This is a genomic window from Caloramator sp. ALD01 (genome assembly GCF_000472625.1).
GTDB classification, from domain to species: domain Bacteria; phylum Bacillota; class Clostridia; order Clostridiales; family Caloramatoraceae; genus Thermobrachium; species Thermobrachium proteoclasticum.
In genome coordinates, this window is sequence record NZ_AXAA01000004.1 from 15230 (window position 1) to 32621 (window position 17392).

13 protein-coding genes are annotated in these 17392 nt (G+C 32.9%); 2 read left to right on the forward strand and 11 right to left on the reverse strand.

Annotation, left to right across the window (positions count from 1 at the left end; genetic code table 11):
• Window positions 1–13: 13 nt before the first annotated feature.
• The 9 genes from nuoF to A3M9_RS0102880 all read right to left on the reverse strand — a co-directional run bounded on the left by nuoF (window position 14) and on the right by A3M9_RS0102880 (window position 10947).
• Window positions 14–1807: an NADH-quinone oxidoreductase subunit NuoF gene (gene nuoF / locus A3M9_RS0102840; RefSeq protein WP_027307861.1), complete on the reverse strand. Its 1794-nt coding sequence runs from the start codon at window positions 1805–1807 to the stop codon at window positions 14–16.
• Window positions 1808–1821: 14 nt separating this feature from the next.
• On the reverse strand, window positions 1822–2223 hold the full coding sequence (locus tag A3M9_RS0102845; RefSeq protein ID WP_027307862.1) for a ferredoxin: 402 nt from the start codon (window positions 2221–2223) through the stop codon (window positions 1822–1824).
• Window positions 2223–2771 (reverse strand): ATP-binding protein, encoded by a 549-nt coding sequence (locus A3M9_RS0102850; RefSeq protein WP_027307863.1) that lies wholly within the window; start codon window positions 2769–2771, stop codon window positions 2223–2225. The genes A3M9_RS0102845 and A3M9_RS0102850 overlap by 1 nt, the downstream gene beginning before the upstream one ends.
• Window positions 2772–2780: 9 nt before the next feature.
• Window positions 2781–3284 carry an NADH-quinone oxidoreductase subunit NuoE gene (nuoE, locus tag A3M9_RS0102855; RefSeq protein WP_027307864.1) on the reverse strand — a complete coding sequence of 168 codons (504 nt, stop codon included), beginning with the start codon at window positions 3282–3284 and terminating at the stop codon, window positions 2781–2783.
• Window positions 3285–3982: 698 nt separating this feature from the next.
• Window positions 3983–6016 (reverse strand): HD domain-containing phosphohydrolase, encoded by a 2034-nt coding sequence (locus A3M9_RS0102860; protein WP_027307865.1) that lies wholly within the window; start codon window positions 6014–6016, stop codon window positions 3983–3985.
• Between the two features lie 441 nt (window positions 6017–6457).
• A complete protein-coding gene (locus tag A3M9_RS0102865; RefSeq protein ID WP_027307866.1) occupies window positions 6458–7393 on the reverse strand; it encodes a magnesium transporter CorA family protein in 936 nt (311 codons plus the stop codon).
• Window positions 7394–7552: 159 nt separating this feature from the next.
• Window positions 7553–8353, reverse strand: coding sequence for a hypothetical protein (locus tag A3M9_RS0102870; protein WP_027307867.1), 801 nt, complete (start codon window positions 8351–8353; stop codon window positions 7553–7555).
• A gap of 86 nt (window positions 8354–8439) precedes the next feature.
• The gene (locus A3M9_RS0102875; protein WP_027307868.1) at window positions 8440–8628 is read right to left on the reverse strand and encodes a hypothetical protein; all 189 of its coding nucleotides are present in this window, start codon (window positions 8626–8628) and stop codon (window positions 8440–8442) included.
• Window positions 8629–8850: 222 nt separating this feature from the next.
• Complete coding sequence (locus A3M9_RS0102880) at window positions 8851–10947, reverse strand: DUF11 domain-containing protein (protein ID WP_027307869.1); 2097 nt, start codon at window positions 10945–10947, stop codon at window positions 8851–8853.
• A 279-nt stretch (window positions 10948–11226) separates the two neighbouring features.
• Here A3M9_RS0102880 and A3M9_RS0102885 point away from each other — a divergent pair, with 279 nt between their 5' ends.
• Both A3M9_RS0102885 and A3M9_RS0102890 read left to right on the forward strand, forming a co-directional pair.
• Window positions 11227–12588 (forward strand): M28 family metallopeptidase, encoded by a 1362-nt coding sequence (locus A3M9_RS0102885; RefSeq protein WP_027307870.1) that lies wholly within the window; start codon window positions 11227–11229, stop codon window positions 12586–12588.
• 4 nt (window positions 12589–12592) lie between these two features.
• Window positions 12593–13372 carry a GNAT family N-acetyltransferase gene (locus A3M9_RS0102890; RefSeq protein WP_027307871.1) on the forward strand — a complete coding sequence of 260 codons (780 nt, stop codon included), beginning with the start codon at window positions 12593–12595 and terminating at the stop codon, window positions 13370–13372.
• Window positions 13373–13700: 328 nt separating this feature from the next.
• On the opposite strand, the gene prfB is transcribed toward A3M9_RS0102890, so the two are convergent.
• A protein-coding gene (gene prfB, locus A3M9_RS0102895; RefSeq protein WP_242826175.1) for a peptide chain release factor 2 occupies window positions 13701–14820 on the reverse strand; the annotation gives its coding sequence in 2 pieces (ribosomal slippage) (window positions 13701–14750 and window positions 14752–14820; 1119 coding nt in all).
• A gap of 26 nt (window positions 14821–14846) precedes the next feature.
• Window positions 14847–17348, reverse strand: coding sequence for a preprotein translocase subunit SecA (gene secA, locus A3M9_RS0102905; protein WP_027307873.1), 2502 nt, complete (start codon window positions 17346–17348; stop codon window positions 14847–14849).
• Window positions 17349–17392: the final 44 nt, after the last annotated feature.

Below are 17392 nucleotides of genomic sequence, written 5' to 3' on the forward strand. Positions count from 1 at the left end.
TTCCTTGTACCTCCTATTTCTTAACTATTGCCTTGAATGGACACTTATCTAAGCAAGCACCACACTTAATACACTTGTCTTGATCAATCTTAAATGGACTCTTTACTTGTCCTGAAATTGCATTAACTGGACATTGTCTTGCACATAGGCTACATCCCTTACACTTTTCTTCAATGATTGTGTATTGAAGTAGTGCTTGACATACACCTGCTGGACACTTCTTGTCCACAACGTGTGCAATATATTCATCTCTAAAGTGCTTAAGTGTTGATAGCACTGGGTTTGGTGCTGTTTGTCCAAGACCACATAGTGAAGCAGCCTTTATTTGTTTTCCTAACTCTTCAAGCTTATCAAGGTCTTCTAAGGTACCCTTTCCTTCAACTATTCTATCTAATATTTCAAGCATTCTCTTAGTACCTATTCTACAAGGAGTACACTTACCACAGGACTCATCTCTTGTAAAGTCAAGATAGAATCTTGCAACGTCAACCATACAAGTGTCTTCATCCATTACAATCATACCACCTGAACCCATCATTGAGCCAAGTGCAGTTAATGTATCATACTCAATTGGAGTATCTAAGTGTTCTGCTGTTAAACATCCACCTGATGGACCTCCTGTTTGAACAGCCTTGAACTTCTTTCCATTAGGAATTCCTCCACCTATTTCATATATAACTTCTCTTAGAGTTATACCCATTGGAACTTCAACAAGTCCAGTGTTTGTAATCTTTCCTCCAAGTGCAAAAACCTTTGTTCCTTTGCTCTTTTCTGTTCCCTTTGAAGCAAACCATTCTCCACCTCTTACTATAATTTGAGGTATGTTTGCATAAGTTTCAACGTTGTTAATTAGTGTTGGCTTTTCCCAAAGTCCTGATTGTGCTGGGAATGGTGGCTTTGGATTTGGCATACCACGTCTACCTTCTATTGAGTTCATAAGTGCAGTTTCTTCACCACATACGAAGGCACCAGCACCAAGTCTTATTTCTATATCAAAGCTAAAGTCTGTTCCAAATATGTTCTTTCCAAGTAATCCATATTCTCTTGCTTGCTTTATAGCAACCTTAAGTCTTTGAACAGCTATTGGATACTCTGCTCTTACATAGATATATCCTTGATTTGCACCAATTGCATATCCTGCAATTGTCATAGCCTCAAGAACTGAATGTGGGTCTCCTTCAAGTATAGATCTATCCATAAAGGCACCTGGGTCTCCTTCATCTGCATTACATACAACATACTTTTGGTCTGCCTTTGACTTTGCAGTAAGCTCCCACTTAAGTCCTGTTGGGAAACCTCCGCCTCCTCTACCTCTTAAACCGGACTTTTTAACTTCTTCAATTACTTGTTCTGGAGTCATTGTAGTTAATACCTTTGCAAGTGCCTTATATCCATCAAAGGCGATATATTCATCTATGTTCTCTGGGTCAATAACACCACAGTTTCTAAGTGCTATTCTCTCTTGCTTTTTATAGAATCCTGTTTCATTTAGGGACTTTATTCTTCCCTCATCTATTGTTTCTGTATATAGAAGTCTTGTAACTGGTCTACCTTTTACAAGGTGTTCTGCTACTATTTCCTCAACATCTGCAATTTGTACTCTTGAATAGAATGCTCCTTCTGGATAAACAATAACTACAGGACCTAATTCACAAAGACCAAAACATCCTGTTCTTACTATTTCTATTTCATTTTCTATATTGTGTTTTTTAACTTCTTCTTTAAACTTTTCTAAAATCTTCATTGAATCTGATGATGTACAGCCTGTACCACCACAAACTAAAACCTGTGAACGATAGAAAGCCATGCTTTTCCCTCCAATCACTCTTTTTCTACCTTATAGTCGTTTAATATCTTTCCTTGGATAACGTGCATTGTATATTCTTCAACAACATTTCCGTCCTTAACGTGCTCTCTTACTATTCTTCTTGCCTTTTCCGCATCCATCTTTACATAAGTAACCTTTTCTTCACCTGGCTTTATAACCTCAACTATTGGCTCCATCTTGCATAGACCTATGCATCCTGTTTGAGCAACTACTACATCTGTAAGTCCTAACTTTTCAACCTCTTCCATTATCGCAAGTAGAACAGGTCTTGCACCTGCAGCAATACCACAAGTTGCCATACCAACAACTATTCTTGTTGTTGTTCTATCCTTTCTTTGGTTAACCTTATCAAGGGTTCTTTTTCTGATTTCTTCTAATTCTTGTATAGTTTTCATTAGAAGGCACCTCCACTAATTTCTTTTAAATTTTCCTTAATAAAATCCTTTATCCACAAAAGTACCTCTGGAGTATTAATTTCATCACTGCCAAGTATCCTTTTTATCTCTCTTGAATCAAGTACAAACTTTTTATCATTGTAAATATGCTCATATACTAAATCTATACTTGGATTCAATAAAACAGTTACTACAGTTTCCTCAATTTTCCCAAGTGGTGGCCTGTCTATATTTTCGTGTTCCATTGTAGCCACAACTTCTGTACCTACATTTACCTTTGAGTAAACCTTAAGACTCCCATTACACCTTAAGCAAGTGCTTTCAAATAATGAAAGACCTAATCCTACCCTTCTTGTAGTTCTTGATGTTACAAATGGGTCGGTTATGTTTTTTAGCATTTCTTCATCTATACCCTTACCATTGTCCTTTATTTTTATAGTAAAGGTATTTTTTAAAGTATTCTCTTCAATAAAAAGTTCAATAAGCGTTGCATCCGCACTAATTGAATTCTCAATTATGTCCATTATATGAAGCGAAAGCTCCCTCATAATATCGCCTTATTTGTCTTGATATTCTTTTAATATGTTTGGAATATCATCTGGAGTAATTCTTCCATATACCTTTTCACCTATAACCATTACAGGTGCAAGTCCACAAGCTCCAAGACATCTTGTAGCTTCAAGTGTAAACTTTCCATCCTCTGTTGTTTTACCAACTTCTACGTTTAGTTCCTTGCTTAATCTATCAATTAGACCTTGTGCTCCCTTTACGTAGCAAGCTGTTCCAAGACATACTCTTATTATATGTTCTCCCTTTGGTTCAAGTGAGAAATATGAATAGAAGGAAGCAACACCAAATATTTCTGCCATTGGAATATCAAGTTCCTTTGATACTATCTTTAAAATGTCCTCTGGAAGATAGCCGTATGTATCCTGTATTTCGTGTAGTACTGGAATAAGGCCACCCTTTACTGTCTTGTGTTCTTCGATAACCTTCATTACCTTTTCTAATCTTTCATCAACATGATTTCCGCCACAGCAGCAGCAATTTTGTTGATTCATCAAATTCACACCCCTTGCTTGTTATTTTTATGGCATTTTTGATTATATATTATTGGCTAATGAATATAATCATTAACCATAATAGACTTTCTTTTTATAATTTTCAAACAATTTAATTATAAACTATAAAAGAGTCCAATTCAATGTTATTAAATGTAAATAAAAATTGGATTGTTACAATTTTAACAAATTTGACATAATTTTTAAACAATTTGACTAAAGTAATATATCACATATTAATTGGTATTTCAATGGTTGTTACAATAAATTTAAAATAGATAATCCTGTTATATATCAGATTTATGGTAAAAAACTCTTAAAATGCTGTTTCAAAAACACGAAACTAAATGTTTTTATGTGCTGTTATATTTTTAGATATTGAAATACAAGAATCAGCCCCATGAAGGATTTATTGGAATTCGTTCATTTCGCTAATCAAATCTAAGCTTTTCTTTGTTTGAAAAGTCCTACCCTCGCGATGCCCTCGTCCTGAGGGCCGCTCGGCTCGGCACGTCCTGTGCCGAGTTACGGACATTTTCAAAGTCGAAAAGCTAAGATTTGCTAAAGCTCATGAAAGATCCAAAACATCCTTTCATGGGGCTTTTCCAAATTTCAGATAACAAGTATGTTCCTCAACAATTTCAAAAAATGATATATTAATTATCAACTTTTTCAAAAACTTCAACAGATACCTTTTTCTAAAAACTCATTGCAACTTCAATTATATTTATAAACACCTCAACTACCTTTGGATCAAACTGTTTGCCTGCCTCTGCCTTTATTATGCTAACAGCCTTATCCATTGACATTCCTTTTCTATAGGGCCTATCGGTAATCATTGCATCAAAACTATCTGCAACCGCAAGTATTCTGGCACCAAGCGGTATCTCCTCTCCAAACTTCTCCTTAGGATAACCCGAAAAACCTTCCTTTGCCTCATCATATCTTTCGTGGTGGTATCTAATTAAAGGAGCTACATCCTGTAGTATGTTTAGGGAGGATACTATTTCATAACCATATATAGGATGTTTGGACATTATACTCCATTCTTCCTGGGTTAAAGGCCCATTTTTATTTAATATTTCGGTTGGCACCAAAACCTTACCAATATCGTGTAGAAGACCTGCTGTATATATTGTTTTTACCTGATTTTCAGGAAGATTCATCTCCCTTGCTATAAGTGTTGCATACTCTGCCACCCTATTTGAGTGGCCATCGGTGTAACTGTCCTTTAGCTGAACAATCTTAAGGAAACTTTTTAACACCTCAACCTGCTGTTCTTCTAACTTTTCTCTATTCTTTTCTTCAATTAGATCATTTACCATCTGTTTTTTAGCAATCCTTTTTTGAGATAGCTTTATTTCTACATTATACAACGCCTTTTCTATATCCGTTTGTTCATTTAATGTTAGGTTGTAGAAGGTAAAGGCTATTTTTTCTTTTAGAACTTTATTTTGTTCTGCTATATATCGGGTTAATTTAGATATTCTATCCTTTACTTCCTTCTCTTCTTTTCTTATGAATATGACTAAAAACTCATCTCCACCATATCTCATACAAATAGAATCTTCACCTAAAAACCTATCTACCAATGCGGATAGAGTTCTTATTCTATTATCTCCTTCTTCTACTCCATATCTTGAGTTATATGCCTGCATCTCATCGATATCAATAAGCATTAAGGATATAGGATATACTCTATTTCTAAACATTTTTATTTTGTTTAGAATTTCAGGTAGCTTTTCTCTTTTATAGAACTGTGTAAGTTTATCATATATATTCTCATATTCAAACCATTTTACATTTTCTGTTATCGTTTTTATATTGGAAAACATCCTAAATACCATTAAAGAAAAAATTACCACATATACTCCTGTATCATCTAAATCTAAATTAAAATTATTGAACAACTTCATAAAGGATATAACAAATATTAATAACAATATACTATACAACCATACAAAATAAACTTCTAAACTTTTACTTTTAAGAGAAGATTTTATATATGATGTTATGGTATCCTTCATCCCTCTTTTAAGTAGGTGATGTACACCAAATATAATACTTAATCCTGTATAACAATATAAGATGTCTGCAAAGCCTGTGTAGGCATTATTTGTATTAGAACCTACTACAAAATATACTAAATCAGCAACAAAATAAAACACAAGTGATGCAATAATATACATAACGTGTCTTCTTATTTTTAGTTCTGATGTCATCTTCAACGCATTCATTACTATATAAAATAGAAGTATAACATCAAATAGGACATAAACAATATCAAAGGATAATTCCTTTAATACATTATTTGAAAAAAACAACAATATAGTATATATGAAAACATAACAAAATATTAATGTATCTATTAATACTGATTTATTGAACTTCAAGAGCATAAAATGCTTATATAGTTTATCAAGTGCTAAAAATACATTTACATAGGCTATAAAATAAAAAATATGATATATATTTAAAGTATAATAAACATCTATCAAATCCCCAATAAGTGAAAAGATTAAAAAAAGCATTATGTTTAAAAAGTAGGAGATTTTTATTTTTTTATACGCTCTATAGCAAAATAAAGCTGCAACAAAATAAATTATTGTTTCAATTAAATTTATAGTATTTATAAAGTGAATATTCGTCCAGTAAAGTTTACTTATTAAAAATGCCAAAATAACCATAAATGAAATTATTATATGCCCCAGCCAAACTTCTCTTTTCGTCATAATAACCCTCTTTTTCAACATTTTTAACTTTATTATACTAAACTTTTACTTAATTATCTATATTTTATACAAAAATTAAACAAAAAGGGGCTGTAAATACAAAAAGTTAGGACACAGCCTAACTTCATTTTGTTGACAAACCAAATTGTTAGCTAAAGTATGAAAAAGCCCCATGAAAGGATTTTATTTGGCTCTTTCATGAGCTTTAGCAATTCTTAGGTTTTCGACTTTGAAAAAGTCCGTAATTCGGCACAGGACGTGCCGAGCCGAGCGGCCATCAGGACGATGGCATCGCGAGGGTAGGACTTTTTCAAACAAAGAAAAGCTTAGAATTGATTAGCGAAATGAACGAATACCCAATAAATCCTTCATGGGGCTAATCAATATATAACTTTTTCAACAACGTGAAGTTAGGCTTAAACCTAACTTCAATATAAATCCTTAAAACATATCCTTCTTTGCAAGGAAATATGTTGCAACTCCTGTTGCAAGTGCCGTAATTAAAAGAACTATATAAAATCCAAAGGGATTTTCTGCAAAGGGAACTGGTACGTTCATACCCCAAAGTCCTGCAAAAACCGATGGAATAGATATTACAATAGTAATTGATGCTAAGAACTTCATAACTATGTTTAAGTTGTTAGAAATGATTGATGCAAAGGCATCCATTGTACCACTTAATATGTTACTATATATATTTGCCATCTCTATTGCCTGCTTGTTTTCAATTATAACATCCTCAAGAACATCTTGATCCTCTGGGTATTTGTTTATCATTTCAAGCTTTAGCATCTTTTCAAGGGTTATCTCATTTGCCTTAAGAGATGTTGAAAAATAAACAAGACTCTTTTCAAGTTCAAGAAGCTGTATAAGTTCTTTATTTTTCATTGATCTATGAAGCCTTGCTTCTATAACTGAACTTGTTTTATCTATCTGCTTTAGATAGTTTAAGTAATAGGTCGATATTCTAAATAGTATTTGTAGTATAAATCTTGATTTTTTGTAGGTATAAAAGCTTTTAATTTTGCCCTTTATAAAATCTTCAAGTATTTTATTTTCTTCAAGGCATATTGTTACTATAAAATCATTATTTAAAACAATACCAAGTGGAATTGTATAATAGTTTAGTTTTTTGTTTTCGACATCAATAAATGGAATGTCAAATATAAATAGGTATTGATCCTCTTCAATTTCTAAACGCGAACTTTCCTCTTCATCAAGTGCTGATTTTAAGAAATCAACCATAATACCTGTCTTACTTGAAACATATTCAAGTTCTGTATCTGTTGGATCTATTACATTAATCCAACAGCCCTTTTCAATAGTTTCAACCTCTACCGTTGTGTTGTCCTGAATAGTCTTATAAATCTTTATCATTCCGTGCACTCCTTTCTACACCCCACAAGGGTGCAGAACAGTATGCACCCTTGTGGTCTATTTTAAGCTACTACTATAAGGCCCATCTCCCATATATTTACACCTCTTTAAAATATATATTACAATAATAATTTACATTATATATCAAAAAAAGACAACCTATTTTTGTTCAGGATTTAAAATAATTATAGGTTTAGGCGGAACAATTATATCCTTATTATCACCATTTTTAGGAAATACGTTTGGCCTCTCACAAATGCCGGTAAATCCAACAATATATCTTCTTTGCTCTATTAGTTCACCATACTGCTTTATCTTTTTAGTTAACAAGTCAAAGGATACTCGTATTGCCCTTTCATACTTCTCTATTGTATTTCTAAAATGTTTAAAATCAGATCTTTGATCGTGTTTACCATTTGCTGCGACTGTACCATTTATTACAACCCCATCAAACACCTTAAAAAGTTCAGTTAATGCCCCTACAACATTAAAGGAATTTATATTATAGTTATTTGATTGAATTGGAGTAATTAAAATCTCCTGAAGTATACATTTTATTATATATCTTATTTCATCCTCTATAACTGCTATTTTATATTCAAGCTCAAGTTCTATAAGCCTTAGTATTTTAAGTAGACTTTCATTTACCTTGTCCCTAAGTGCAACTACTATATAATATTTTATCATTGTAATGCATTCTTTTTCTGTTAGAGTTCTTTTTCTATCTGCATCAAAGGGAACATAGTTTACATTGTAAAGCATCCTTATTATCTGCCTTTTATTAAATTTTCCAAAGTTCATCTCAATAAATTTATCATATCCTGTAGATATTAGTATATCTTCCGCCTTACATCTCCATTCAACATCATCTATCCTATCTATTATTTCCCTAATACTTACTCTAAATATCAAGTATTCAAAAACATTTACCAAAATTTCTTCTTCAACCTTTTCTGCCACAAGTGCCAGCTTATAATTTCTACAATCCTCATCAACATAAGGTGGAATATATTCTCTATTGCATATTCTATTGTAGGCATCTATTATTACCTGTTTTTTCTACAGGCATTACAGGGGTTGTATGAAACCCTTTTATCCTTAATTCCACCCTCTATACTCTCCTTTATATACTCATTAAAGCAATCTTCAAATTCACAGTCATCTTCAACTGTTTCAAACCTTTCAGATAACCTTTTTATAAAATCGTCAATCTGCTTATCTATGTTATCTGCCATAATACCCCACCCTATATCTTAATCATATTATAGTATATTATATATTTACAAAAATAATGATTTTTCAAATATTCTAAAAAGTTTTCAACAATATCCACAAGCTTGTCCACATCTTATACACAATATTTTTTTATCCAACATTCTTCCACATTTTTTTCACATAATATTCCACAAGCTTATCCACAAAACCTGTGGATAAGCCTTGAGATTAGTGGATAACTCTTAGCAATCCTTCTCTGTTTCACCCTTTACCAATATATCCATAGGCTCTACAAAGAATCCCTTAAATTCTATATCACAGTAGTTGTAAAGTTTACTTAAATCTCTACAGAACTTAAATCCTTTAACAATATATTTATACTTAAACTGCTTATCACAAACATCCTCTTCTAACGGGTAGCAGATGGAATGCTCAAGAAGATTAATCATTAAATCCTTTCCTTCATATTTGTAAATTATATTTTTCTCTATAATAAACTTTAATATTATTTTATTATCATATATCTTATATTCAAAACTATCTATTACATCACTGCCACATTCTAAATCATATTTCTCGTGAAGGCATACAATCTGGTCTAATAAAATATTTCCATCTATTCTTTCTACGATTCTATCAACATATAAATCTAAATTATCCTCAAAAGTATCTGTTACTGATTTTCTCTTTAAAAGTTTTACATCGTATTTAATATATTCATCTGTATAAATTATAGGAGCTATAAATTTTTTATAATAGCCATCCTTTTCAAATATTATTGTATAAACTCCAACAGGTAGATTTAAGCTATATTCTTCATCAAATACCTCTGTTTTAATTAGGCTACATTGTTTATATACCTTAACAGTTACTCCCTCAAGAAGCTCCTTTGTCTTGCAGTCAATTATTTTTCCAGATATATTTATTATCATATTCTCATAAGATGCCAAAACATTAACACCTTCATCACGAACGATATCAGTTGTATCGGCATTTATAGCCGATGCACGTGCCTCATTTAAATATTGAAGTCCAGTCATTATAAAGTATCCATCAAATTGTATTGTTAAAGTTTCCTCTTGGTCTGGTTCTAAATCTCCAACCTGCCAAACAAGTGTACTTGTTGGAGAGTCATAAAATACTGCTCCCATTGAAGGTGTATAAATTGGTACTTCACCTGTAAATACAAAATTTTCATTCAGAACATCTACAACTTTTACTCCATACACCTTAACTTCCGAAACATTTGTTACTTTTATCTCTACTGTCCATCTGTCTTTTTTGCACACATTGATCTCTGTAGGCCCATATATTAATGTCTTTGTTATCTCTATTTCTCCCTGTTCTTCATTGACACAGACTCCTTTGTCACTTACAGGCCCTACTGGTTTTATATTATCCCCAGTTAAGGTTGCAAAGTTTATAATCTTAAACCCAGAATATTTAAATGAACCTGTTATTGTAACCACTAATGTTTCAAAGTTACCTGGGTCAAGGTCTCCTATATTCCAAGTTACTGTAGATGTCTCCTCATCAAACTCTGCAGAAGTTGTACCACTTGGTGTTAAAGATACATCTGTATCCTCAAGTCCTAATTCTGCATTTATAACGTCCTTAACTACTAATCCCTCTGCGGTTGACTCTGAATTATTTGTAACTGTAAGTGTATAAGTCCAGGTAGTTTCCTGTTCTGGATCTATACATTCAGGATAAAGTGGGCCATCTGTCACTTCCTTTGTCAACATTACCTCAGGTTCAACAGACTTATTTATTTCATCTCCACAGATTATATCTTTAATCAAAATTTGGTTTTGAGTAGATGTGAAATAGCAAAGGCTAAATAATGTTATATCAAAATTAAATCCTTCAAAGGCTGAGATTGGTGCTTTAAAATCTAAAAAGTAGTCGTCATCTGGTGTTTTGGCACAGGGAAACTTTGTATTTGCTTTAATTACCCTAATATCCGTTCCAAATACATCTTCAACTAACACGCTATAGATTATTACCCCAAATGGATTTTTTATTATCAATCTATAACTTCCGCCGCTAACGTCAATTGTGAAGGTATATTTTAAATTTACTCCAAAATTGATAAATACTCCCCAAGCAAATTCTTTAAATTCACCTGACTGACTTTTAAGCGGTGTTTGATTTAATCTCATTCTAAAGGAAACTTCTCTATTTGTTTCAGTTTCTGGATCAATATAGTAGTAGGCTGCTGGATTTGAAAGGTCTCCTACAATGTCCGTTGAACAGGGATTTACATTATTAGGAACGGCTGTTATAGGGAGTTCATTTTCTGTGTATATTATCCAATTACTTTCGCTTGGAAAAGGCACAAAAATCACCTCTATATTTTATACTCTATATCATATTATGAATAGATAAAAAAAAGGTGCTACAATTTATTCTTCTTTTCCTGCAATTAATATATCCATAGGTTCTACAAAGAATCCCTTTCTATTTGTAATTTCAAAATAAGTCTGCCATTAATTATTCTGTATTTATAAAATCCCCCACATAAATTTTCTATTTTATAATACGCTTAAACTAAAGTTTCAGTTACTCTCTTATGCTAATTTATCTAATATTTTCATATAATTATACGAGGTGATTTTATGAAGAGAATCTATACAGTAATCCTAATTTTAATCTGCCTTTTGTTTACATCCTTTACTCCGATAAACTTTAATAAACATAACGTATATGAGATAACAAAGGAACTATCATCTGATAAATACAGAGGAAGACTTGCAGGTGATAAGGGAAATAAACTTGCAGAAGATTATATAATTTCACAATTTAAAAAGAATGGATTAAAGCCTCTTTATAAGGACTTCCGCCAAAGCTTTGAGGTTTTTGTTCCTTTGATTGAGGGAGAATGTACCCTTAGAGTTTTTGACAGTGAAAAAAAGAAAATAAAGGAATATAAGTACGGAGAGGATTTTAAAGAAATTATTTCTGGACAATCACAGGGTGGAAGAATATATGCAAAGCTTGATGACAAGACAATTAAATTTGAATCAAGGATAACAGGCGAGAGTTTAGGAAACTACGAATATGATAAAAGACTTATGAAGGATGGGGTAAAGGCTGTAATTTATTCCTTTGACAGAATGATGAGATTTAGAAGTCCCTATAAGGAACAGGTGGAATATAAAGAGGGGCTTATTAAGATTTCGGTTCAGACACAGGTTTTAAAGGAACTTGAGGAGTTTAAAAGACAAGGCTACTATATTGAAATACAAAGCCCTGTAAATTACAAGAAGGTTAAGGTAAGCAATATTATAGGAATAAAGGAAGGGAAGGATAAAACCCTCCCCCCTATAATCTTCTCTGCACATCTTGACCACGTTGGGTTTGATGCAGATGGTGTAATATACTCTGGTGCCCTTGACAATGCCTCTGGCATTGCAATGCTTATTGAAATTTCAAGGGCATTGAAAAACACCTCCTACGACAGAGATATTATTTTTGCTGCCTTTAATGCTGAGGAGGAGGGACTTATTGGTTCTTCCTACTTTGTGAAAAATAGTGGACTCAACTTAAAGGATTCTGAGGTTATAAATTTTGATATGGTAGGTTCTAAAGAGGATGTACCTTTAAGTATATTAACGTCAGGTAACAGAAGTGTTTTTTCAAGAAGTTTAGTAGAACTACTTAAGGAAAAAATAAAATGCAAAAATATTTATCAGGATAACAGCGACCACGCTCCCTTCTGCTATGAAAACATAAATGCAGTAACTTTTATACACGATGATACAAGCAAAATCCACACACCAAAGGACACAATTGATAACATTGATATAGATAGATTTGAAAATGTTTTCAATGCAATAAATATATACCTTGAAAGTAGAACTAAACTTGTTTATAACCCAGTGGTTAATCAATTTTCCTTCACTTCTGTCATATTAGGATATATAGTTGCATTAATAATTTTAGAATCAATATGTTTTATAGCAAGTAAAAGAGAGTGATATTATGGCTCATTTAGCTACTATTTTAGATTTAAAAAGGATAATAAAACACAAACCAAGCTACGTTTCAGAAGAAGAGCTTTATAATATATATAATGACGGGTATATGGTAGTATCTGATATAAACCCAGTCCACTATTCATATCCCGTTAGATACTATGACAATCTTATAATTAGATATTCAATAAAGGATTATGCAGAACTTGCTGAAATGCTAAAACTTTTTTTAGACCTTTTTAATGAAGACCTGTATATAGCCAACATACCAGAAGAAAAATTAGAGTTGTTTAAATCCTTAAACTTTAATCCTCTTTATAAATTAAATACAATGATTAAAAAAAATTATGATATAAAAAACAATATATCAAACTGCTACTTTGTGCCATATTCAAATATATATTCAAAGGCTATGGTTGATATTGATAACAGCTTTTTTGATGATATATTCAAACTAAAACCCCACCATATTATTGAAATGGCAAAGGATCCGTATATCAAAATTACTTTGTGTATTTCTAATAATAACTGCATAGGTTATAGCATATACAAGCTTAATGCTACACTTGGTTTTGGTTATATAATTAAAATTGCAATAGACAAAGATTATCAAAACAAAGGCTTTGGTTCTATGCTTCTTATGGATATTGTAAACTCCTTTAGAACAAAGGGGGTTTTACCTATTTTAATTGACTGCATAGATTCTTCTACTCCATTTTTTGAAAAGAATGGGTTTATTCCTATAAGCTCTAACTACTTGTTAAAGTACACTTATAAGTTATTGTAAAAAAGTACAGCCCACACGAGCTGTCAGAATGTTGAGTTATATATTGCTTAGCCCCATGAAGGATTTCTTGGGCATTCGTTCATTTCGCTAAGCAATTCTAAGCTTTTCTTTGTTTGAAAAAGTCCTACCCTCGCGATGCCATCGTCCTGATGGCCGCTCGGCTCGGCACGTCCTGTGCCGAGTTACAGACTTTTTCTACGTCTAAACCTAAGAATTGCTAAAGCTCATAAAAGAGCCTATTGAAATCCTTTCGTGGGGCTTATTCATACTTTAGCTAACAAACAGGTTTGTCAATAATCTAAGCACAGCCCATACGGGCTGTGGTGCTTTACTCTACATCTGTGTTTCCACTTGCTGTTTGTCCCTTTAAGAATGCATTTATAAACTCATCTATTTCTCCATCCATTACAGCTTGAACATTACCTATTTCAACGCCTGTTCTGTGATCTTTAACAAGAGTATAAGGCTGGAATACATAGGATCTTATTTGGCTTCCCCATCCTATATCCTTTAAGTCTCCTGTTAGGTCTTCTATCTTTTCTTTATGTTCCCTTTCCTTAAGTTCAATCAGTTTTGACTTTAACATTTTCATTGCTCTATCACGGTTTGCGTGCTGTGAACGCTCTGTCTGACATTGAACTACAATACCTGTTGGTATATGTGTAATTCTTATTGCAGACTCTGTCTTGTTTACGTATTGTCCACCAGCACCACCTGAACGGTAGGTATCTATTTTTAGGTCTTCTGCTCTTATATCAATGTCCTGTTCAGGTGTAATTTCTGGAAGAACTTCAACAGAAGCAAATGATGTATGTCTTTTACCTGCTGCATCAAATGGGGAAATTCTAACAAGTCTATGAACTCCCTTTTCTGCTTTTAGGTATCCGTAGGCATATTCACCCTTTATTTCAAGTGTTACACTCTTTACTCCCGCTTCATCACCAGGAAGCATATCTACAACGTCAACCTTATAACCCCTCTTTTCTGCCCATCTTGTGTAGAGCCTTAAGAGCATTGAAGTCCAGTCGCAGGCTTCTGTTCCACCAGCACCCGCGTGAATTGTAAGTATTGCATTATTCTTGTCATATTCACCTGATAGAAGTATTTCTATCTTGAAATCTTCTATTTTCTTTTCTATTTCTCTTCTCTCCTGCACTATTTCATCAAGTGCATCCAAATCCTCAACTTCATCGGATAGCTCAATTAAAACCTCAAGATCGTCAACCCTTCTTACAAGGTCTTCATATCTTTCTACTTTATCCTTTAGGGATTTTAATTTTTGTGTTACCACTTGTGCATTTTGAGGATCATCCCAAAAGCTTGGATCATTCATCTTGTTTTCTAAGTTTTCAATCTCCTTCTTTAAATTAGCGATGTCAAAGAGAAGCCCCCATTTCCTTAAGTGCTTCCCTCATCGGGTTAATTGCTGCATAGTGTTCTTCAAACATTACGTGCACTAAAATCACCTTCCCTATTATTTATTTTTTCCACAACAGTGTTTGTATTTCTTGCCACTTCCACAAGGACATGGCTCATTTCTACCTACCTCTTTTTGTTTCTTTATAGGAGTTTTCTTAACTGATTCATCATAGTTTGTTGATGTTTCCTTTGCAACTCTTTCTCTCTTTACTTCTTTTTCTGGCTTTAATCTGCATAGGAATCTTAGAGTATCTTCCTTTATACTATAAATCATTTCATCAAACATATTCATCCCCTCAATTTGGTACTCATATATTGGATCTCTTTGTCTGTATGCTCTAAGTCCTATACCCTGCTTTAGGTGATCCATAGCATCTATATGGTCCATCCATTTTACATCAACTGTTCTTAGAAGTACTATTCTTTCAATCTCTCTTATCTTGTCATCTTCAAAATCTTTTTCTTTATTTTCATACATATTAGTTGCTATGCCTAATAACTTTTCTCTTATTTCTTCTTTACTTAAGTTATCAAACTCTTCAACACTTAACTTGTCTGAAATGTTAAATACATCTACAAAATAGTTAATTAGTCCCCTTAAATCCCATTCTTCTTTATGTCTATCATCAGATATGTGTGAATTTACTGCTGCATCTATAACGTCCTCTATCATCTTGAATATCGTATCGCGAAGGTTTTCTCCCTCAAGAACCTGTCTTCTTTGATTGTATATTATTTCTCTTTGTTTATTCATTACATTGTCATATTGTAAAAGGGATTTTCTTATTTCAAAGTTATTTCCTTCAACCTTCTTTTGTGCCTGTTCTATTGCATTTGTAACCATCTTGCTCTCTATTGGTTCATCATCAGGCATTCCCAACCTTTCAACTATATTACTTATTTTTTCCGAACCAAATAAACGCATTAAATCATCTTCAAGGGATATATAAAATCTTGATTCTCCTGGGTCACCTTGACGTCCTGAACGTCCTCTTAATTGGTTGTCAATTCTTCTTGATTCGTGTCTTTCTGTACCTATTATCTTTAGTCCTCCAAGTTCTGCAACACCTTCTCCAAGTTTTATATCGGTACCACGACCTGCCATATTAGTTGCAATTGTAACCATTCCCTTTTGTCCTGCATTTGCAACTATTTCAGCTTCCTTTTCGTGATATTTCGCATTAAGAACTTGGTGAGGTATTCCCCTCTTTTTTAACATACTTGAAAGATGTTCTGACTTTTCAATACTTATTGTACCAACAAGAACTGGCTGTCCTTTTTTATATGTTTCTACAATTTCATTTACTATTGCATTAAATTTTGCTTCTTCTGTTTTGTAAACAACATCTGGTTTATCAACTCTTGCAACAGGTTTATTTGTAGGAATTACTATAACGTCAAGACCATAAATTTCTCTAAATTCACTTTCTTCTGTTTGTGCAGTACCCGTCATACCAGAAATTTTGTTATATAATCTAAAGTAGTTTTGGAAGGTTATTGTAGCAAGAGTCTTTGATTCACTTTGAACCTTTACTCCTTCCTTTGCTTCAATTGCTTGGTGCAGACCATCAGAGTAACGTCTACCATACATCAGTCTTCCTGTAAATTCGTCTACTATTATTATTTCTCCATCCTTAACAACGTAGTCAATATCCTTCTTCATTAATTTATGTGCTTTAAGGGCTTGAATAACGTGGTGCTGTATCTCCATATTTTCTGCATCAGCATAGTTTTCTATTTTAAAGAAGCTCTCTGCCTTTTTAACACCCGTTTCTGTCAAAATAACTGCATGCTGCTTCTCATCAACTTCGTAATCCTCTTTAGATAATGTTCTTACAAAAGTATCAGCAACTTGGTATAGGTATGTTGACTTTTCTCCTTCACCTGAAATTATAAGAGGTGTTCTTGCTTCATCTATAAGTATTGAGTCAACTTCGTCTATTATTGCATAATTAAGTTCTCTTTGAACCATTTCTTCTTTATAGATAACCATATTATCTCTTAGATAATCAAAGCCGAACTCATTATTTGTTCCATATGTTATATCACTGTTATAAGCTTCTCTTCTTTGAACTGAATCTAACTCGTGTGTAATAACCCCAACAGTTAAGCCTAAAAAGTTGTAGATTTTTCCCATCCATTCAGCATCACGTTTTGCTAAATAGTCATTAACTGTTACAATGTGAACTCCTTTACCTGTTAGAGCATTTAAATAGGCAGGTAAAGTAGCAACAAGCGTTTTACCTTCACCAGTCTTCATTTCTGCTATTCTTCCCTGATGAAGTACAATACCACCAATTAACTGTACTCTAAAGTGCTTCATTCCCAATGTTCTCCATGCAGCTTCTCTAACTACTGCAAAGGCTTCTGGCAACAAATCATCTAATGTTTCTCCCTTTTCTAATCTTTGTTTAAACTCAAACGTTTTTCCACGAAGTTCATCGTCTGATAGTTTTGACATTAGTTCTTCCAGTGATTCTATTTTTTCAACCAAAGGCATTATCCTTTTAATTTCTCTATCACTATATGTACCAAAAATTTTTTCTAAAATCCCCACTTTATTCACCTTCTTTTACTAATTTAAATACAAATTTCATTATA